General features: G+C 49.3%; 25 protein-coding genes. All 25 read left to right on the top strand.

Annotated features, from left to right (window positions below; all coding sequences use genetic code 11):
* The first annotated feature begins 5 nt into the window (after positions 1-5).
* The 25 genes from CHH60_RS19825 to CHH60_RS19710 all read left to right on the top strand — a co-directional run bounded on the left by CHH60_RS19825 (position 6) and on the right by CHH60_RS19710 (position 20221).
* The gene (locus CHH60_RS19825) at positions 6-206 is read left to right on the top strand and encodes a hypothetical protein (protein ID WP_095360750.1); all 201 of its coding nucleotides are present in this window, start codon (positions 6-8) and stop codon (positions 204-206) included.
* Positions 206-1669 carry a phage tail sheath family protein gene (locus tag CHH60_RS19820; protein ID WP_095360749.1) on the top strand — a complete coding sequence of 488 codons (1464 nt, stop codon included), beginning with the start codon at positions 206-208 and terminating at the stop codon, positions 1667-1669. Before CHH60_RS19825 ends, CHH60_RS19820 begins: the two co-directional genes overlap by 1 nt.
* A 92-nt stretch (positions 1670-1761) precedes the next feature.
* Positions 1762-2169, top strand: coding sequence for a phage tail tube protein (locus CHH60_RS19815; RefSeq protein ID WP_095288940.1), 408 nt, complete (start codon positions 1762-1764; stop codon positions 2167-2169).
* A gap of 163 nt (positions 2170-2332) precedes the next feature.
* Positions 2333-2767 (top strand): phage tail assembly chaperone, encoded by a 435-nt coding sequence (locus CHH60_RS19810; protein ID WP_095288941.1) that lies wholly within the window; start codon positions 2333-2335, stop codon positions 2765-2767.
* Between the two features lie 183 nt (positions 2768-2950).
* Positions 2951-4753: a hypothetical protein gene (locus tag CHH60_RS19805; RefSeq protein ID WP_095360748.1), complete on the top strand. Its 1803-nt coding sequence runs from the start codon at positions 2951-2953 to the stop codon at positions 4751-4753.
* Between the two features lie 54 nt (positions 4754-4807).
* Entirely contained in the window at positions 4808-5437 is a 630-nt protein-coding gene (locus CHH60_RS19800) for a LysM peptidoglycan-binding domain-containing protein (RefSeq protein ID WP_095360860.1), read from the top strand.
* Positions 5434-6420 (top strand): XkdQ/YqbQ family protein, encoded by a 987-nt coding sequence (locus tag CHH60_RS19795; protein ID WP_095360747.1) that lies wholly within the window; start codon positions 5434-5436, stop codon positions 6418-6420. The genes CHH60_RS19800 and CHH60_RS19795 overlap by 4 nt, the downstream gene beginning before the upstream one ends.
* Complete coding sequence (locus tag CHH60_RS19790; protein WP_095360746.1) at positions 6413-6823, top strand: hypothetical protein; 411 nt, start codon at positions 6413-6415, stop codon at positions 6821-6823. Before CHH60_RS19795 ends, CHH60_RS19790 begins: the two co-directional genes overlap by 8 nt.
* The gene (locus CHH60_RS19785; RefSeq protein ID WP_095360745.1) at positions 6816-7271 is read left to right on the top strand and encodes a DUF2634 domain-containing protein; all 456 of its coding nucleotides are present in this window, start codon (positions 6816-6818) and stop codon (positions 7269-7271) included. Before CHH60_RS19790 ends, CHH60_RS19785 begins: the two co-directional genes overlap by 8 nt.
* Positions 7272-7275: 4 nt before the next feature.
* Entirely contained in the window at positions 7276-8415 is a 1140-nt protein-coding gene (locus CHH60_RS19780) for a baseplate J/gp47 family protein (protein WP_095360744.1), read from the top strand.
* Entirely contained in the window at positions 8408-9001 is a 594-nt protein-coding gene (locus CHH60_RS19775; RefSeq protein WP_176476143.1) for a YmfQ family protein, read from the top strand. The genes CHH60_RS19780 and CHH60_RS19775 overlap by 8 nt, the downstream gene beginning before the upstream one ends.
* Positions 9001-10149, top strand: a complete 1149-nt coding sequence (locus CHH60_RS30110; protein ID WP_095360742.1) for a tail fiber protein — start codon at positions 9001-9003, stop codon at positions 10147-10149. The genes CHH60_RS19775 and CHH60_RS30110 overlap by 1 nt, the downstream gene beginning before the upstream one ends.
* A 675-nt stretch (positions 10150-10824) precedes the next feature.
* On the top strand, positions 10825-11256 hold the full coding sequence (locus CHH60_RS30545; RefSeq protein WP_095360741.1) for a phage tail terminator family protein: 432 nt from the start codon (positions 10825-10827) through the stop codon (positions 11254-11256).
* 47 nt (positions 11257-11303) lie between these two features.
* Positions 11304-11513 carry a hypothetical protein gene (locus CHH60_RS19760; RefSeq protein ID WP_095360740.1) on the top strand — a complete coding sequence of 70 codons (210 nt, stop codon included), beginning with the start codon at positions 11304-11306 and terminating at the stop codon, positions 11511-11513.
* Positions 11513-12829, top strand: a complete 1317-nt coding sequence (locus tag CHH60_RS19755) for a phage tail sheath family protein (RefSeq protein WP_095360739.1) — start codon at positions 11513-11515, stop codon at positions 12827-12829. The genes CHH60_RS19760 and CHH60_RS19755 overlap by 1 nt, the downstream gene beginning before the upstream one ends.
* A 1-nt stretch (position 12830) precedes the next feature.
* A complete protein-coding gene (locus tag CHH60_RS19750; RefSeq protein WP_017690162.1) occupies positions 12831-13289 on the top strand; it encodes a phage tail tube protein in 459 nt (152 codons plus the stop codon).
* 225 nt (positions 13290-13514) lie between these two features.
* Positions 13515-13937, top strand: coding sequence for a phage tail assembly chaperone (locus CHH60_RS19745; RefSeq protein WP_095360738.1), 423 nt, complete (start codon positions 13515-13517; stop codon positions 13935-13937).
* Between the two features lie 26 nt (positions 13938-13963).
* On the top strand, positions 13964-14116 hold the full coding sequence (locus CHH60_RS29895; RefSeq protein WP_176476119.1) for a hypothetical protein: 153 nt from the start codon (positions 13964-13966) through the stop codon (positions 14114-14116).
* A gap of 22 nt (positions 14117-14138) precedes the next feature.
* Positions 14139-16235 carry a hypothetical protein gene (locus tag CHH60_RS19740; protein ID WP_095360737.1) on the top strand — a complete coding sequence of 699 codons (2097 nt, stop codon included), beginning with the start codon at positions 14139-14141 and terminating at the stop codon, positions 16233-16235.
* Positions 16235-16930, top strand: coding sequence for a LysM peptidoglycan-binding domain-containing protein (locus tag CHH60_RS19735; protein ID WP_095360736.1), 696 nt, complete (start codon positions 16235-16237; stop codon positions 16928-16930). The genes CHH60_RS19740 and CHH60_RS19735 overlap by 1 nt, the downstream gene beginning before the upstream one ends.
* 13 nt (positions 16931-16943) lie before the next feature.
* A complete protein-coding gene (locus CHH60_RS19730) occupies positions 16944-17954 on the top strand; it encodes an XkdQ/YqbQ family protein (RefSeq protein ID WP_095360735.1) in 1011 nt (336 codons plus the stop codon).
* Positions 17955-17960: 6 nt separating this feature from the next.
* The gene (locus tag CHH60_RS19725) at positions 17961-18218 is read left to right on the top strand and encodes a DUF2577 family protein (RefSeq protein ID WP_255248010.1); all 258 of its coding nucleotides are present in this window, start codon (positions 17961-17963) and stop codon (positions 18216-18218) included.
* A 17-nt stretch (positions 18219-18235) separates the two neighbouring features.
* Positions 18236-18628 (top strand): DUF2634 domain-containing protein, encoded by a 393-nt coding sequence (locus CHH60_RS19720; RefSeq protein WP_176476136.1) that lies wholly within the window; start codon positions 18236-18238, stop codon positions 18626-18628.
* On the top strand, positions 18621-19679 hold the full coding sequence (locus CHH60_RS19715; protein ID WP_095360733.1) for a baseplate J/gp47 family protein: 1059 nt from the start codon (positions 18621-18623) through the stop codon (positions 19677-19679). The genes CHH60_RS19720 and CHH60_RS19715 overlap by 8 nt, the downstream gene beginning before the upstream one ends.
* A complete protein-coding gene (locus CHH60_RS19710; protein ID WP_095360732.1) occupies positions 19676-20221 on the top strand; it encodes a putative phage tail protein in 546 nt (181 codons plus the stop codon). Before CHH60_RS19715 ends, CHH60_RS19710 begins: the two co-directional genes overlap by 4 nt.
* The last annotated feature ends 1 nt before the right edge of the window (position 20222 follow it).

Here is a 20222-nt window from a genome sequence, read left to right as displayed (position 1 = left end):
TGGCAATGGCAAGCACCGTGAAAAAAAGCAAACAGGCTGACCCGCAATATACGCGGGCGGAACTGATGAATCATGCGGAAGCCCTCTTTGCCGTTAAGGCAGAGGTGCTGCATGGTGCGCTGTACGAAGCAGCGCAGCAGACGTTTTCCATTGAGGAAACACAAGTAAGAATCAACCAATTTATGAAAGCGAAGGTGAAGGGATAATGGCAGGTGGAACATGGGAGCAAACGAATCGTCCGGTCCTTCCGGGCTTATATATGAATTTTCAGGCGGCAGCATCTTCAGCCATTCAGGCTGGCAATCGGGGAACGGTTGTCGTTCCGGTCAAGGCGAACTGGGGTCCGGTGGGAACCTTTGTGGAGGTTGGCAGCGAAGCGGCGATTGAACGTATTTACTCTGCACATACGCTGGATAATGGGACAGCCTATACTTCTTTGAAGCTCGCTCTGCTGGGTGGTCCGAAAAAGCTGCTTGCCTATCGGGTAGCAGGCGCCACTGCAAAAGCAGCCAGTCTAACGTTGAAGGACAGCAGCGATGCGGACGTACTGCAGCTGGATGCCAAGTATCCGGGAGATCGTGCGAACGGATTCTATGTCACCATTCAGCCGGGTGTAATTGATAACACGAAGCATGAAGTGCGTCTGTTTGAAGGGAACCGGATGCTGTATGCACTTCTGACCGCGGATATCTCGGCAGCATCTCTAGCCAAACAGATGAATGAGGACGAGCGCAATGAGTGGGTAACGGCTCAGGCGATTGGCGATGGTACGGGTGTGGTTGCGACCGTGTCGGGTGCGGCTTTCAAAGGTGGTGCCAGCGGTAACGATGACCTGACCAACGCGGAATATATTGCGGTTCAGGGTGCACTGGAAGGGGAGCAATTCGACGTATTGGCACTGGATCATGCGGCCGATGCGCCTATGTTGGCAAGCTTCGCGGCTTGGGTGAAACGTGTTCGCAGCGAAGGAAAACCAGTGATGGCCGTATTTGGCGGTTCGATCGCAGATGATACGTCTGCAACCGCTGCACAGAAGGCAGCCGCCCGTTCACTGACTTTGAATCACGAAGGTGTGATCAATGTGGGTACCGGTGTGCGTCTAGGGGATGCGTACTACAGTTCGGCGGAAACATCCGCTTATGTCGCGGGTCTCATCGCTGGACAACGTTTGAATGAATCGACAACGTACGCTCCTTCACCGTTCGATGATGTCACACGCCGCTGGACTCGGGCAGAGCAGGAACAGGCCGTACAAAATGGCGTATTTATTTTCTTCCATGATGGCCGCCAAGTGAAAGCTCTTCGCGGTGTAAACACACTCGTGACGCCTGCTGCCGGACAAAATAACGCATGGAAAAAAATCCGTTCCATTCGTGTGATGGATGCGATTAACACAGACTTGCAGCGTTCTGCGGAAGATACGTATATCGGGAAAGTAAACAATACCGAAGAGGGGCGCCAGGCGTTGATCGGTGCAATGAAGGCTTATCTTGCGCTGCTCGCACAGAGCAATGTGATTGAGGCTGATGGATATGATGTCATTCTCGACCCAGCCTATTATGGCGCAGCCCCAATCCTGAAACCGGAGGCAGATCAGGTATTCCTGCAGTGGAATGTGAAGCTGACCGATGTGATGGAGCAGTTGTTTGGTACATTTTACGTGCAATAAGTAGTGTAGAAGAGCAGGGCGAGAGCTTTGCTTAGTTTGGTAATGAGTTGAATTTGTTTTTCATTTGAAAAGATCCCAAGGAGGAATTGTACATGTTGGATGCATCAAGAGTTATTCTCGGTACCCATGGTCAGCTGCATATGGATGGAGTGTGGCAAACGAATATTAACAAGTTGGAAGCCAGTGTGGAAATTGAAAAACGTGAGCTGAATCTGGTCGGCAATGACTGGAAAGTTCACAAAAATGGTGCGAAAAAAGGAACAGGCACCATGACAGGTTACAAGGTTACTTCCGACATGATCCAGCGCGGGTTCACCAAGTTCCAAATCATCTCGAAGCTGGACGATCCGGAGTCGTATGGACACGAGAGTGTTCTGCTGAAGGGCTGCATGGTGGACAAAATCCAGCTTGCAAACTGGACAGCGGGTGAGGAAGTACCGGAGGAAACAGGCTTTACGTTTGAAGGGTTTGAATTGTTGAACCCGATTGTTGCCAACTAAGATCTGGACAGAATCTATAATGAAATTTGTCTGATCGAGCAGATGAGCAAGTTAACTTTACAAGATAGGGACACATCCAGGCTGAGAGAATCTCCGTCTATTTGTTGTCCCTAATTGTTGAGATGAGTTACCCAATTGTGAAATGAGAAGGAGATTGCGCTCTATGAGTATGAATGAAAATATGTCCGAAGAACAGATTTTGGATCAGCTGTTTGAAGCAGCAGAACGTTTGCCAGAGGAGAATGTGCGCATTCAGCGCCTGGATCTGCTGTTAACCTTGCGTGGACTGACGTCCTCCAAAGTGGATCAGATCCGCGAACGCTGTACCATCCGCAAAACGACCAAGGGCCGTACCGAGGAGAAGGTGGATACCGAAACCTTTAACGCACTGTTGATCTCCGAAGCCACGGTGAAAATGAATGTCCGCGGTCTGGAACTGTCCGGATGGGGAGATAACCGCATTACAGGTCGCATGAAGCTGTCCGGTGGAGAACAGGCGGTTCGCCGCATGCTGCTTGCGGGTGAACTGGATGCCGTAGGCGACAAGGTACTGGAGCTATCCGGCTTCGGTGTGGAGATTGAAGACCTAAAAAACTGATTCACTCCGGCGGGATGACCACGTTCCTGTATCACATGTGGGTTCGTCACCATCTTCGTCCCGGAGAGTTTTGGGCTTTACCACGAGGCGAACGCTCACTGTTGATCGCGTTCTCGGAAGAGGAAATGGCAGTGCTGACTTCGCAAATGAATCGATAATTAGCTTGGACAGGAGGTGAAAGAAATGGCAGAAATGATTGTGGGTTTATCCAAATCCAACGCGGAGATGCGTACGACCATCCGTTATCTGGATCAGATCCAGCGTTCGACTGAACGTCTGGGCAGGGTGCGATATCAGAGTTTGATCAAGGTGAACAATGAACTGAGAACGACTGGACGCAGGCTGGAAAGCATCTATAGTACGGCTGTTCGATTGAGCAGGCTGCGAATCACACCGAAGATCGGATTGGATGATCAATTAAGTCCGGCATTGGACCGTGCACTCGCGAAACTGAATAGTTTCCGTAACCAGATGGTGAAGGCTTCCGGAACGGTGTCGGTGGAGGTGAAGCAGAAGGTTGAAGTGGCGATGGGAAAGTTTAATCCGGCATCGAGCGGGCCTTCGCTGTCTCTGAACATTGGGAGTAACAATAATACGGTAACTAGTGCTGCAAAGGAAGAGCCACTGCCCAAATGGCGTGAGTTTGCTCAAATGTTTAATGATATTGTTGATCCGCTTAATAATGCAACAGACTTGTTTGGTAAGCTCGGAAATGGTGTTAAGGTCATCTACGATAAATTCAAAGGGAAATCAAATTCAAGCAATACTTCCCAATGTTGCTGCTGTTCTGGAGGAAGTCTGGTAGGAAGACTTTCAAAAGGCGGAGCTAAAGGTGGCAAAACCAAAAGTGCAAGTGGTGGCAGTGCTAAAACTGTAGCCGCAACAGAGGGAGGAAAAAAAGGTCCTTACAAGAGCGGTTCCAAGTCCTACCAAGAACGTGCGACTGGAACTGTAAAAACGCCTGCTTCCGATCCTGCGAAAAAAATCATAACCAACATCTCTGATGCTGAACAGAGGAAGCTGAAAGTGGACTTTGATCAAAAACTGAATCCGAATCGATTAGGATTTAGCGCAAATGCTCCCTCAGGTTCGCCAATGTCAAATATGTCTTCGGGCAATGGTATGTTCAGCAAACTGAGCGGGGGACTCGCGAAGGGAGCGGGTAAACTTCTTGGACCAATTAGCATGCTTGCCGATGTAGCGAATGTTGCCACTGCTCCTCCTGAGGAACGGGGCAGAGCAGTCGGATCCATGATCGGTGGAACTGCTGGTACCGCGATTGGTAGCGCCATAGGCAGTTTTATTTTACCTGGAATCGGCACGTATATTGGCGGTGCATTAGGTGGATGGGCAGGAAGTTCCGCGGGAGGCTGGATCGGGGACAAGGCTAAAGATATTGGAAACTTCATGTCTAACGCCACGGAAGGTGCAGGCAAAGCGTTGTCGACTGCAGCGGATTTTGTTTCTGAAAAAACGAAGAACATGGTGAGTGGCATATCCGATTTCTTCGGTTTTGGTTCCAAAAAAGAAGAAAAAACCGTCTCAGCTGCAACCGTTGCTAACCCAACTCCAGTACCCACTGGTCCTTCGATTCCCCCGGCTTATATTCCGTCTGCGCTCACCATACTTGGGCCTATGGCTTATACGAACAGCATGGGCGGTCAATCCACGACTGCAGCTTTTATGGGAACAAGTGTGATGCAGTCCCAAGCAATGGCGCTGGGTAACGGTGCTCAGTCGAATGGCAAATCGTCTACGATGACGGTACAAATATCAGAAGAACAGATGAGCAGTCTGGCCGGTTACCTTAAGGATTTTAAAACCGAAACGACGAACCAGATCGCCGTCAACGTGCCTCAAGGGGCAGTGCAGGTGACTGTCCGTGAAAATGCCATCGACTACGACGCGATCACACATCAAGTTGGACAGCGGATTTCGGGAGAGTTCCGTCGCGCGATGGAAAACCGTAAAACCATTATGGCCTAAGCAGAAAGGAGGCCTGTTATGAGTGTAATTAAGGACAATGTGGAAGGAATCCGAATGGAATTCACCCTGAAAGATGGAACAACATCGTTTCGATTCCCGGTGAAGCCAGAGGAGCTGACAATATCAAGGTCCAAAGGGTACGAAACGATCAATATGCTGGAGTATGGCGAATTTGATTTTGCACAGGGAGAGAAGGTGAAGGAGATCACTTTCTCTTCTTTTTTTCCAAAAGAATATGACGCTTCCTATTGCACTTACGAGCCTGTACCTGATCCGCGGGTGGCGATGAATATACTGAATACGTTTCTCGTATCCAAAAAACCACTTCGTTTCATCATTTCCAACACAGGGGTGAACGTGCCGGTGTATCTGATCTCGCACAATACGACCTTTCGGGGCGGCGAGAGTGGGGACATTTATTTTGACATTACACTGCGCACCTGGCGGGATTCGAAAGTGGAGAAGGTCGGCGCGGCAACATCAGGAAGCAAGTCGGATTCTCGTACGGATCTGAAAAAGAGCAGCAAGACCTACACTGTCAAATCTGGCGATTCTCTGTCCAAAATTGCAAAGCTTGAGCTGGGCAGCAGTTCCAAATGGGACGAGATTTACAAGCTCAATGTGAAAACCATTGGCAGTGATCCGAACCGGATCAAGCCCGGACAAAAGCTGGTGATGCCGTGACCTACAAGGTTATTGTGGACGACAAATATGACATTACGAAGCTGGTGGAGACGATTACGCTAAAGGATTCGCTTGATCAGATTGCCTATCAGGCAAACATCCGGCTGGCGGTTTCGGCATCTTCAGGTTTACCTGCGATATCACCGGGGATGGTGGTGCGGATCAGTGGGGTTCCTTTTGGCGAAAAATCCATGGTTCATCTGCTGCATCCTGCGGTCATCTGGGAGGTGGAAAGCTCGAACAGCGGCACCAAGCGGCTGTCTCTCACGGTGTACGATCGGATGATCTATCTGGAAAAATCGGAAGACGAGTTCCTTCTGCCGAAAGATCAAACCGCCACGCAGCGGCTCAAAACGTACGCCAAAGAGTGGAAGATTCCATATGGAGCACTGCCAGACACCAAAACAAAGCTGGGCAAAGCGGTGTATCGGTCGCAGACGATCTTTTCGATGATGTTTGCCGATCTGAAGGAAACCGCCAAGTCTGGCGGAGACATGTATCATCCCCGGATGACGCCTGCCGGACTGCAGCTGTTCAAGGTAGGCAGCAATGCGCAGGTGTACGAGCTGGATCGGCTGATCGACCTGTCCCAGATGCGTACGCTGGAGGGTGCAGTCACCAAGGTTAAAGTCATGGCTGCATCGGAATCCAGCAGCGGCAAGGAAGTGCCATCGAAAGTACTGGCGATTGAGCAGGATGGTGTGGAGGAACTGGGCACCTTGCAAAAGCTGATCGAGGACGAACAGGTCAAAACGGCGGCGGCTGCCAAGAAGCTTGCCAAGAGTCGTCTGACAGGCATCCAGGAGACGTTTACCGTTTCCGCACCGGATGTGAACACGATTCGCGCCGGCGATGCGGTGCTTCTCAAAGGTCTGAAGCTGATCGTCATGTCCCTTAGTCGAGACCTATCGGCGGGGCCAGGTACGATGACGCTGGAGCTGGGCACGGCGGAGCTGGTGAAAAGGAGGTATTACCTTGAATAAGGAAGATCCGTATGGACATTTTGCCGACGTCATGCGGGGTGCGATGAGTACGCATACCCGTCAGGCTGTGAGCGGCATGGGCGCGGTGTTGGGGACAATGACGTCGTCCGGCGTGAAGCTGGATGATTTCAAGCACGAAGTGCAGGATTATCTCGTGGCCGAGCTGCCGGGCACGCTTGGATTGCCGGAGCGCGAGGCTATTGGCGCGATCTCCGGGATACCTGACGTGGCGAATGGCGGAACGACGGGCACGGGAAGGTTTCTTTTGCAAGAAGGGGAAGTGGAGGAAGTGGTGTTGTCTCTGGGGAAAGGCTTGAAAGCTGGGGACCGCGTGCTGGCTATGCGGGTAAATGGCGGTAACGACATTGTGGTGCTGTGTAAGGTGGTGAGTGCGAATGCCTAGTTTGTTTCCGGAAACAGGTGTGGTCTGGGGAGATGAAGAGGACCTGTCGGGTGTGGCTTCGGAAGAGGTGCGTTTTGGGCGGAGCTGGCGATTCGATTATGATGCGGGGGATTTTGTGCTGACCCCAAGTGGCAAAGTGGCCACGGCAGGTCCGCAGGAAGCCTGGGTGCAATGGTGCATCAAGGCGGTGAAGACGCCGCGGTACAGACATGTGATCTATTCTCGAAACTATGGCTCGGAGCTGGAAGAGCTGGTGGGTCAGGGGGACAGCCGGGGTGTGATGGAAAGTGAGATTACCCGAATGGTGACGGAAACGCTGCTGGCTGATCCACGCACGGATTCGGTAGACCAGTTCACGTTCGATTGGAACCTAGAGCAGTGCATGTTCTCGTGTCGGGTGGCGAGTGTACAGGAAGAGATGTTTATTTTGGAAAGTGAGGTGATCTGACGGGATGGCTGAGATTCCGCGTTATTTGGAGGACCAGACGGAGGAACAGATTATGCAGCGCATGCTGGATCGTCTGCCCGCGGATCTGGATAAGTCGGAGGGATCGTTTCTGTGGGATGCGGAGGCTCCGGTTGCGTTTATGCTGTCTGAGGCGGCGCTGTGGGCGCAGGAGCTGCTTCGGCGAGGGTTTGCCAGTACGGCTGCGAGCAGTGACCCGAATTTTCGTTCGGAAGAGCTGGATCTGCGGGCGGGAGAGCATGGTATTACCCGGCGGGCCGCGGTGGCGGCACAAGGTACGGTTAGGTTCACGGGTACTCCGGGGAAAGTGGTGCCAGCGGGTACTGTAGTGGCGACGCTCGCGGATGAAGTATCTGGTGAAGCTTCGCTCGAATACGAGACCGTTGGGAATGTAGAGCTTGGAGAAGATGGATTCGGAGTAGTTGGTGTGCGGGCGCTCGTTGCCGGAAAAGAAAGTAATGTGCCGGCTGCCACTGTGACCGTACTGTCCACACCGGTAAGTGGCGTGACGTCTGTGGTGAACACGGACGTTATCAAAGGCGGTGCGGACATCGAGGCGGATACGGCGCTGCTGGAACGCTTTTATGCCAAAGTCCGCAACCAGGGGACAAGCGGCAACAAGGCACAGTATGTGCAATGGGCCAGTGAAGTACCAGGCGTAGGCGCGACACGTGTAATTCCGTTGTGGAAGGGGCCGGGCACAGTGGGATTGTATCTGCTGGATACGGACAAACGTGCTGCGGGCAGCGATCTGGTGGCGGCCGTGCAGAAGTACGTGGACCCGACGCAGGATGGTCAAGGTGAAGGCGTTGCCCCTGCAGGTCCGGTGGTGTCGGTCATGCCAGCAGAGGAAGTGCCCATGAACATTGAGGTGAAGCTGACGCTGGCGAGTGATGCGACACTGGCGGATGTGCGGTCATTGATCGAACGCGGGGTGACCGCGTATTTGAAGCAGCTTGCTTTTGCCGATCCGCTCGTGCGATACACCCGTATTGCAGCAATTTTGCTGGACATTCCGCCGATCATCGACTATTCGGAGCTTACCGTAAATGGTGTGAGCGACCAGAATATCGAGATGACCGCGAGTCAGGTGGCGGTACTGGGGACGGTGGATGTCCATGAGTAGTCTGCCGGAGGTTGTGGCTTCTACACTCACAAGCCCGAAGGGGAAAGAGCTGTTCTCGTATTTGCCGAGCTATTATGAGACTTCGCGCGTTATGCAGGCGGATATGCAGTCCAAAGGGACCGAGATGGATCTGCTGTATCAGGCGTTGGATGAGACATTGGATCAGTTTTTTGTCCGTACAGCGACGTGGGGATTGGACTTTTGGGAGCAGGAGCTTGGCCTTGAGACTGATCGACTCAAACCCGTGGACCAGCGACGTGCCGTGGTGGAGTCAAAGCTGCGCGGTGCTGGGACATTTTCTGGCAGGCTGGTTGCGAACGTGGCTGAGGCATATGCCGGAGGCAAGGTGGACGTGACGTTTCAACCGGAGGCGTGGAGTTTTACGGTAAGCTTTGTGGATACGTTGGGCATTCCGCCCAATATTGATGATCTCAAACGTGCGATTGATGAACTAAAACCGGCCCACATGGCTGTGGAATATGAGTATCGCTATCTGATCTGGGACGATCTTGACAATAAACAGATGACCTGGGATGAACTAGATGCCGCGTCCCTGACGTGGAATGAACTGGAGGTGTGGGCGTAATGCCACAAGAAACGGATCGACTGAAATTGCCTCTTCCCTTGGGCAACGAGAACGTAACCCGGGAGAGTATTAATGGGATTTTTGAAAAGATTGATGCAGGTGTCGCGACACAAGAAGATTTGGATACGCTTCGTGAAGCGGTGAGCAAGATGGATATTCCTGATGCGTCTTTGACGCAGAAGGGGAAGGTGCAGTTGTCTGATGCGATCAATAGTACTGTGAAGGACAAAGCGGCTACGCCGAGCGCGGTTAAGTTAGCATTCGATGAGGCAACAGCAGCAAAGCTGCTTGGAGTTGAGCAAAAAAATAATGTGGTGGCCGCTCTCAACTCCATTGGTGTAACGGCTTCCACATCAGAGTCATGGGCACAGCTTGTCTCAAAGCTAACTACTGTAGTCCGGTCTACGGGCAATGCAACAGAAGCACAAGTGTTGACAAGTGCGACGTTTAGTAATGTGGCTGGCAACAGCAGAATAGGAACGATGCCTAACCGTTCAGCAGAAAATCATCACATGCCTGCCATAGATTCAACATTATGGGTTGGTGATAGGGTGTTCTTAAGACCACCAAATGGATACTACAGCGGTGAGTCATGGGTGACCACACCTACACCCACCTTAATTCCAGAAAACATACGGCGTGGTGTCTCCACAATTGGGGGTGTTGTTGGTACGTTAGACCCTAGCAATTCGGGTATGGTTCTTTCTCAATATACATCCCATAGAGATAAACCCGTTGATTCTGGTCGGGCGTTTGAGTTTACAGTCGTTGAAAAACCAGCAGGAGCAAAGCAACTGTTCTTATTCCCCAATATCCAATCGTCAACACCACCCGTATCGTTTTGGGCGCAATATAACGGGACGACCACATTTACGTATGTCGCCGTTGACGAAAAAGGAACTATATGGAACTTTATGAGTTTCTTTGGTTATGGTAATCAGTCAAGGACATATATAAACTCCCAGTATTTGATTAGCAGTATCGATCGAACGATCCATACGTTTAGTGCTTCCTATCCCTTCACAGTAGCAAATGCCCCAGAAAACTTTGATATGGAGGGTATTGTGAAAATAGTTGGTCGGGCTACGGGGAATACCCCAACAACCAATTTTAATTTCGAGTCCAATTATAACTACATTTACGGTTAAGGATGGACACCCTTGAGAATAGTTTATGAAAAAGCAGGTCAAGTCGTTGGTGTATAACACGGAGTTAACGACACCATAACGGGTGATTATAAAGAAAGCAAATCAGCAATACCAAATCCCGAAGCGATTCCCAATATGGAGCCAGTTCTGATGTTTTACCCAGAATCGGACAAGCTTTACTACGACTATATTGCCGTAGAGGGTTTAGAAACGAGATTGTCTAGACTAGCCGAAGAAAACAATGCAAATCAAATGGCTTTGATGGAATTACACGTGATAATGCTTAAAGCACTTCCTATCGGTTTTTGAACCTTGTCGGTTGAAAGGAGGTGACAATATGTTAGCTGTATACGTAATGATGATTCATAAAGGCTTGATCAAGTTGGAGTCTGTACCATTACAAAGCCGTGATAAAGTGGCTGAAGCTCTGGCAGCGGTGGGGTGAACTAGAGAAGAAATATAGTTTAACTCGCTTCCAAATATATAACACATAATCTCATGTCCTCGTAATTAGTTATTGTGTATTAATGAAATTTGGGACACTGATTATGTCTTTTATACAACAGTCCTGAACAGATATTTATATATTTTTAGGATTGAGTGCTATTTCCAAAAAACAAATAATTTGAGACATGAAATAGTTTCAATCTTCACCAGATAAAAAGGAGGTGAACCATGACCACAAACCAACTAACCACAGCAATCACTCACACACTCACGCAATACTTCCCAAACATCCCGATCAATCTAGCAACTAGCCCAACAAGCCCCGACCCAGATTCCAAAGGTATCACCTACCGCTTGCTATCCACTCAACTCACTCGAGAACGTAGCGATCGCTTTGTGCAATCCCATGCATATGAAATCCGCTGGCTCGAGACAGACAATATCCCGGCAACCCTGCCTGACGAACTCTTTGAAGCGCTCGAAACAATCGACGTAGAGGGCACACCGTATCGTGCAACAGAGCTACGATGGGAGACGGAGAACAACAATCCGCGATTGCTGGTGTACTACACCATGCGAACGACCAAAGTGTCAGAGTCTGCTACGACCATGCAACAACTGGAACAGCGACCCACCGCACTTAAAGCGGCTAACGAATAACAACCAAATGGGGGATAACCATGAAAGGAATGGGAGGCGTACTAGCAATGTTTACGAAGAAAGAGCCGGGAATTAATACTCCGGAAAGCAACCAGACAACTAACCAGAAATACAGCAAAGCACAGTTCGCTGAATCCCGGCAGTTGAGCCGGATAGAGAAAGACATTCTGGTAGCTGTACTGCGGGAGAATGTGACATACACAGTAGAAGAAGCGCAGCAACACATCCAACAATTTATGAATGAGGAGGCACAATAATGGCTGGAGGAACATGGACAACTCAAAATAAGGTACGCCCTGGCGTATATATGAATTTTGCATCAGAGGGTTCGTTGCCGGGGACGGTAGGAGAGCGAGGAATAGTGGCTTTGGCACTTCCGTTGTCATGGGGAAAAGCAGGTACAATCCTGACCCTACAGGCAGGTGAAGATGTACAAGCCAAATTGGGCTATGATTGGCCAGCACCTCAACTGCTGTTGATTCGAGAGGCATTGAAGCGGGCACAAACATTGTTCCTATATCGTTTGAACGCAGGGACACAGGCCAAGGCCACGCTGGGAGAACTAACAGTCACAGCCCAACACGGCGGTTTGCGAGGTAATGATCTGGCGGTTGTGGTCTCAGCCAATATTAATCAGCCGGACCAGTTCGATGTCACAACGCTGCTTTCAACGAAAGAAGTGGATAAACAAACCGTCTCGACCATCGAAGAGTTGGAATCAAATGCATACGTTACATTTACTGGCGAAGGTGCCCTTACAACAACAGCTTCACTTCCACTAACAGGTGGATTGGATGGCTCTGCAACGAACCAGGAGCATGCAGAATTCCTGTCCAAGCTGGAAGTACTGGATTTCAACACTGTGGGACTGATTTCTGACGATGCTACCCTCAATTCTGTATATACTGCATACATCAAGCGTTTGCGCGACACGGAGGGCAAGAAGGTACAACTGGTACTGGCAGATTACCCGGCTGCGGATCACGAAGGAGTGATTAGCGTCAAAAACGGCGTGGTGCTCGCAGACGGTACCGTTCTCTCCCCAAAACAAACGGTAGCTTGGACAGCCGGAGCAACAGCCGGGGCCAATCTGAACGAATCCCTGACCTTCCGTGCCTATGACGATGCTGTAGATGTAAATGGTCGATTGACACACAGCGAGACAGAAGCTGCACTGAGTAATGGTGAGTTTGTCTTTACAGCAAGCAGTAACCGGGCAGTTGTAGAGCAGGATGTGAACACGTTCCGTTCCGTGACACCAGATAAAGCACGTCATTTTGCCAAAAACCGTGTTGTCCGTGTACTTGATGGCATTGCCAACGACATGAAACGAATCTTTGAGTCCTATTACATCGGCAAAGTGAACAACAACGAAGATGGGCGCAGCCTGTTCCGCTCCCAATGTGTTACCTACCTGAAGCAGCTTCAGGATATCGGGGCCATTCAAAATTTTGACTCCAACACAGATATCACTGTGACTCCGGGAAATGAAACGGACAGTATCGTGATCGAGATTCAAGTCCAGCCTGTGGATTCCGTTGAAAAAGTATACATGAAAGTGAAGGTGGTTTAAGATGGCATTTTTGAAAGCAAGCGATACGATTTCTGGCCAGGAAGGCCGCGCATATGCAACGATTAACGGACAGACAGAAGAGATGTTCTACGTGAAGACGCTGGAAGCAACGGTGGAGAAACAAAAAGCAGAGGTCAAAACACTGGGCCGTCGCGGCGTCCAGCACAAAGCAACCGGTTGGTCTGGCTCGGGTTCCATGACAATCTTTTATACAACATCCCGTTTCCGTGAGCTGATGCTTCAGTACATGCAAAATGGTGTGGACACCTATTTCGACATCGAAGTGACCAATGAAGATCCTTCGTCAACTATTGGCAAACAGACGGTGACCCTCAAAGGCGTCAACCTCGACAGTGTGATCATGGCATCCCTGGATACCGAGGCCGAGGCTTTGGAGGAAGAAGTGAGCTTTACCTTTGAAGATGTCGATATGCCTGTATCGTTTAATCTGCCGAAGTAATTTTTGAAGTGACAAATATATTAGCCATAGATCTATAACGAGTTCAACTTTAGTAGCGGGTCTGCAAAACAAACCTGTTCAGCTTGCCTGTGTTACGGGCTATTTGGCGTGTCCAAATTCGTTTGCAATCTCTCTTCGTTTGAAGAGGGGCATTACATTAGTACATTACACATGCTCTTCGCCGCTTCTTGCGGCGGGGAGCCAAATATTGAGGAGGAACGAACAATGAGTGGATTGAGCATGTTTTTTGCGCAAAATGCAGCGGCGGATACAACAGAGGAGTTTGTCGTATCTCCCCGTTTCAAGGATGAGAAGGGTGAACCGGTTGCCTGGAAACTGCGCAGCATGACCGAAGACGAGAATCAGGAATGCCGCAAGGCAGCAACTCGCAAAATCAAGGGCAAGAACGGTGTCTATACACCTGATATTGATGCCAATGATTATATGGCTCGCCTGATGAGCGCCAGCGTGGTGTATCCTGATTTGAAAAATGCAGAGCTCCAGCGTTCATATGGCGTGATGGGGGCGGAATCGCTTTTGCGGAAAATGCTGCTGCCGGGGGAATTTGCTGCACTCGGTGAACAGGTCCAGAAGCTGAACGGCTTCAATCAGGACATGAACGAACTGGTGGATGACGTAAAAAACTAATTAAAGAGGGCGATTCGGAAGCCAATTTGGCTTATTACGCTCTCCATGAATTGAACATTCTCCCGCATGAGCTGATGGCATTCTCCCCTCGTGAGCGGGCGGCGATATTCGCCATGATCTCCATTCGGGTGGAGGAAGAGAAGAAAGAGCGGTCCAAGAACCGTGCGAGGAAAAAATAACAGGGGAAGGAGGGAGAAACGAATGTCCGAAACAAGGATCGATGTAATCAATCCTCCATCCATGAATAATCTGATCAACAACTTGAATCTGGTTCAAGTAAGAACAACCGAAGTTTTGAACAATTTCAACCAGATGAACCGGATTAATCTGAATCAATTTAACCAGAACAACATAACTAACCACTTCAATCAAGTAAATCAACAGCTGAATGTAACCATTAATCTGATGGAAGAACTGGAGGATGCCGCTGATGATACGAGCGATGCTCTGGGAGATAATCTGAGCAAGCTCTCTAAATGGCTGCAAATGTTAAAGTCAGCTGGAACTGTCGTGTTGAAAGCGGCTGCTGAGGAAGAAGACTTCAAGTACCGTTACATGGTTGCTGCTGAGGATCCAGTGCTCGGGGAAGGAATATATAATAAGTTCCGAGATCAAGCCTCTAAAAGCGGCCTTGATATCAATGATTCGCTTAAATCTTCTTTAGGTTTCTTGCCGTTGGCACAGAACACAGGTCAGGTAGATCAGCTCAATGATTTGACTCAACGTTTGAGCATGTTGTCACCGGATGGTAAAAGTCTATCAGATGCGTCAAAAGCAATTGTTAGTGCCATGAACGGGAAAAACACGGATCTGTCGAATCAATTTAACATTCCGGAAAGTGCTTTAAATGGTGCCGGACTGGGCGAATTTATTCAAACCAGAGATCTTGACGGCTTCATACAAGGTTTGCAGACGGTTCTTGAAATGCAAGGTTATACCAAGCAGGCCTTTGATACGATGTTAGATTCTCCATTACAGAAATGGACTGCTCTCGTGAACCAGTTCAATGGTATATTGGCCGAAATCGGTACGAAAGCGTTGGAAGTGCTGTCTCCGGTACTTGATCGGTTGAATGAAGCAATAAGCTCAGGCCAGTTCAGTGGGTTTATCGAATGGATTAGTGGGGCCTTCGCAATTATAGCTCAGGTGGTAGCGTTGATTGTGGATGGGTTTATCAATTTCGCTACAGTTGTGCAAGAAAACTGGGATATCATTGCCCCTATTTTGACTGCTATAGCGATGGTGCTCCTCTATAACATGATTGTTTCACTTGCCATCGTGATTGCGGAGGTATATTCGCTCGCAGCAGCCTGGCTGGTAGCTAACTGGCCTGTCTTACTTGTGATTGCTGCAATTGCATTGCTCATCTATATACTTCAATTATGCGGAGTTACAGCTGGAGATATGGTTGGGGCAATTGTCGGTTATTTTTATATGGTGTATGAACACGTGAAATCGATTTTCGCATCTATTCTCAACGTCGTTATGTCATGGGCTGAATTTTTTGTTAATTTAGTCAGAGATCCGGTTTATGCAATTCGAAAATTATTCGTCGACATGGGGTTAATTGCATTACAGATTCTATTCAATATCACAAAGGGTATCGAAGACTTTGCAGCCGGATTCAAAGATCAGATTAACTGGGTCATTGAGGGTATAAACCAACTGATACCTTATCTAAATAAGATTTTTGGTACAGATTGGGGAGGCATTGAACTCGTCACAAGCTCTAATATTCATTCCGTTAGTAATAAAATACAAGGCTTGATGAATGATTTGGAAGCAACTGCACCTGAAAGTCAAAAGGATGTCTTAGATTTATGGAGGGCGGATGCCTCAGCGGATTATAAAGATGCATTTGATAAGGGGTATGGTAAAGGACATGACTTGGTAGATAAAACAACAAATAAATTCTCCAGTAGTTCAGAAGATTTACCTGGGAAATTTGGTCAGGGTTATACACCCAAAACACCTTCCATGCCAACCATTCCCACTACACCCGCTCCCGCTATGGTCCCCAATAACAACATGAGCAGCATTAACAAAATCAACAATATCGGACAGGTGGACAAAATCGGAGATGTGGATGGCACGGTGGATGTGACCAGTGAAGATCTGAAACTGATGCGTGAGCTTGCAGAGATGCAGGCTATTCAGCGATTCGTCAGTCTAACACCAACCGTTCAGGTCACCACAGGGGATATCAACAGCGGACACGACGTGGACAGCATCATCAGCAAAATCACCGATGGACTGAACAGTCAGATTGTTTCCAGTGCTCAGGGGGTGTACGGTTAATGGAATACTATATCCAGCTTAGCTTCAACAACCGTTCCGAATACATGTATTTCCCGGTGACACCAGAGAGCATTGAGTTTTCGGATGCGGGGGATGGCAGTACGTTTAGCGTTAGTGCACTCGGAGAAATTAACGTGATCAAGTCGCCCAAGCTGCGTGAAGTCAGTTTCAGCGGTATTTTTCCGGCAGACTACAGCCCGTATCATCTGAATTACGATGCAAGTCATCCAGCAGTACAGAAGGAATATTACCTTGATCCGTATGAATATGTGAAAAAGATAATTCGCTGGATGCAGACAGGCAGACCCGTCAGGCTTTTCTTTTCCAGTGCAAGGTACACCATTAATATGGCTGTTTCCATTGAGAGCTTCGACTGGAAGGAGTCAGCGGGTACGGTAGGCGATATCCAGTATGATATCAAGCTGAAGCAGTTCATTTTCTATGCCGCCAAAAAAGTAGTGCCACTCAAGGACAATAAGGATACTGCTGCTTCGAAAACAAAAACCAAAGCCTCCCGGCCCAATGAAAAAATCCAGGCCAAGACCGTCACACTCAAAGCCGGAGATTCCTTGTGGTCTGTTGCCAAAGCCCATCTGGGAAATGGATCTCGCTGGAAGGAGCTGCAGAAACTGAACGGCATCAAGGATGCACAGCTGAAGAAGCTTCCCATCGGTCTGGTGATCAAGCTTCCGTGAAAGGAGAGGGAACATGCAGCAGCAGATCAGTTTGGATGGCAAGCAGAGAAAGTTGAAGGAGCAATTATGGCTGGATGATAAGCTGGGTAACATCTGGGATATTAGTGAGATTGCCGGGGAAATTACCTATAAAACCTCCCGCATTGGCAAGCCGTCCTCTCTGGAATTCACGTTGATCAAGGGCAGCTTATTCCAGAATTCGAAGTTCACATATGAGAATGGATACGTCGTAAAGTATGTCAGTAACGAAGTGGGGATATTTTTCGGGTATATCTTCTCGGTGGACAGTGGGAAGGACGAAAGTGTCAAAATCAAAGCCTACGACCAGACCCGCTATCTGACCGCGAACCAGACCTACCAGTTCGTTAACGCAACCGCTGCGGATGTGATCAAACGAATTGCAACTGACTTTCAGTTGAAGATCGGGGATCTGATTCAGCCGAAATATGTCATTCCGCGAATGTTATTTGATAACAAGAAGCTTATCGACATGATCTGTGAGGCACTAGATAGGACGCTGATATATGGCGGCAAAAACTATATCTTTTACGACGACTTCGGCAAGCTTGTGCTTCGGGATGTGGAAGAGATGCCTTACGGATTTGTTATTGGGGATAACAGTCTGCTTACGGATTACAGTTATACCCGGTCGATTGACGACCAGACGTATAACAAGATCAAGTTGTATCGGGACAACAAGGATACGGGAAAAAGAGAAACGTTCGTCCATCAGGACTCAGGCAGCATCCGTCAATGGGGGCTGCTTTTTTTGTACCAAAAAGCGGACGATGGCCTGAATGAAGGCCAGATCGATGCCATGCTGAAAACCCTGATGACGCTGCGTAACCGCGAGACTCAATCATTGAAAGTGGATGCCTTAGGTGATTTCAAAGTCAGGGCAGGCAGTTATGTCAATATTCAGATTGAGGAACTGAAGATCAATCAATATTTTCTGGTAGACGAATGTACACACAAAGTACAGGGAGGCGTGCACACGATGTCGCTGGATTTGAAGGTGGTGTAACGATTCATGATGCTGGATGTAATTAAAAAGGCGGCTGTGGCCGCCGTGGATGCCAAAGCCCCTGTTCAGGTCATGTATGGAACAGTGACGAGGACAGAGCCCTTGGAGATTACCGTTGAACAACGGTTGACCTTGGCTGAGCCTTTTCTGGTGATGCCGGAATCCGCAGCGAGGAAGAATTGGATTGTCGGTGACCACGTCCTGCTGCTCCGGGCGCAAGGTGGGGACAGCTTTGTTGTGCTGGATCGGTTGGTGAAGACATGATTCCAAAAGGCGCACAAATGAGTGCAGAAGAACAGGAAGAATCGGCTGTTGTTCCAAGCCTGACTTATCTGCTGCAGCCTTCTGGGCAGCGAATCGGAAGGCTGCAGCTGGATGGAAAAGAGGCGGTGAAACAAGCCGTGTACAAGGCATTGTCCACTCGTCGTTATGAGCATCTGATCTACTCATCGGATTACGGCATGGAATGGTCCTGGGAGGGAATGGCCGGACGATCCATGGTGGAATCCGAATTGGAGCGCTGGATTGTGGAGGCTTTGCTTCCGGATGATCGCATTTCGGATGTAACGGAGTTTGATTTTGTTCACGAGGCGGATGGGGTAAGGGTGTCTTTTACCGTGGAAACGGATTTTGGTTCTTTCAGGGGAGAAACGGAGGTGAACATGAATGGTTGAAGAGCAGACGTTTGAAGTCATTTTAGACCGAATGCTGGACAGGGTGCCAGATGGTGTGGATAAACGTGAAGGCAGTATTATCTATGATGCGCTTGCGCCTGCAGCTGTGGAAATGGCTCAGATGTACATTGAGCTGGATATTAACGCGAATCTAAAATTTGCGGACACAGCTTCCCGGGAGTATTTGGACCGAGCGGTGGCCTGGTCTGGCATTGCCCGGAAAGCGGCAACCCAGGCACGCTGGATCGGCAGCTTCAAGGACAACGGGGGCATACCGGTTGAGATTCCATTGGGGAGTCGTTTTTCCACAGGGGATCGGGTGTATCTTGCTGTCGAACGACTGGCAGCGGGTCAATATGTGCTGCAATCTGAGGTTGCCGGAGCGGGAGGCAATGAATATACAGGGGCGCTGCTGCCCATCGATTATATCGTTGGACTGACAACAGCGGAACTGACCCAGTTGCTTGTTCCAGGTGAAGATGAGGAAACAGATCAGGCTCTGTATGACCGATATCAGGACAAAGTCTCCCGTCCGGTAACGAGTGCCAATAAATATCAATATGAACTATGGGCACGGGAAAACTCAGGGGTTGGTAAAGCAAAAGCTTTTCCGCTGTGGGACGGTCCGGGCACGGTAAAAGTGGCGCTGTTAAACAATGAGATGCATGCACCCGCCGAGGCTGTGATTCACGCAGTACAGGATTATATCGATCCAACACGGGATGGGATGGGCGAAGGCGCGGCTCCAATTGGCCCTGTGGTCACGGTGGTGGGGGCAGAAGAAGTACCGATTGATGTGGAGGTGCAAGTCACACTTGCTTCAGGCTCAACGTATGAGGGGGTAAAAACGCTGATTGAAGAGGGTGTCACTGCCTATCTGAAGGAGCTGGCATTTGCAGATCCGCTGGTCCGTTGGACGCGAGTTGCCAATGTCATCCTGGATATCCCGCCTGTGATCGATTATAGCGATCTGTTGGTGAATGGTGGCATGTCCAATCTGGAGATTGCACCCGGTGCAGTAGCCGTTCTCGGGACGGTGAAAGTGACATGAGTAAAGCTGAGGTGCTGATGTCCCTTTTACCCCCGTTGTATGAAAATGTACTGGAGATGCAGTTACTCACGGAGACCGAAGGTGAAGAACTGGACAAGATTGCGGCGGGGTTGGAAGGTGTATTGAACCAATTCTATCCGGAGTCTGCAACCTGGTCATTGGAGCGGTATGAGCGGGATCTGCAAATTCCAACGAATCCAGCCAAGCCGGAAGACCAGCGGAGATCCGTCATCATCTCCAAAATGCGAGGGAGTGGCAAAGTTTCAGGTTCGATGCTTAAAAATGTGGCACAGGCGTATGAAAGTGGTGGGATTGAAGTTTCCGTCTCACCCGAGGAATATCTGATTCGAATTCGCTTCATAGATACATGGGGATTGCCGCCCAATCTGGACGATCTGAAGGCAGCGATTGAGGATATCAAACCCGCACATATGACCGTGGAATATCGCCTGCGGTATTTGACAATTGCCGAGGTCGAGAACATGACGTTGGATGAAATCGAACAGACCCGGCAGGATAAATTTTCAGGAGGTGGAGCTTAAC

The organism is Paenibacillus sp. 7523-1 (assembly GCF_002276415.1).
Lineage (GTDB): Bacteria > Bacillota > Bacilli > Paenibacillales > Paenibacillaceae > Paenibacillus > Paenibacillus illinoisensis_A.
This window is presented reverse-complemented; position numbering and strand designations above follow the sequence as displayed.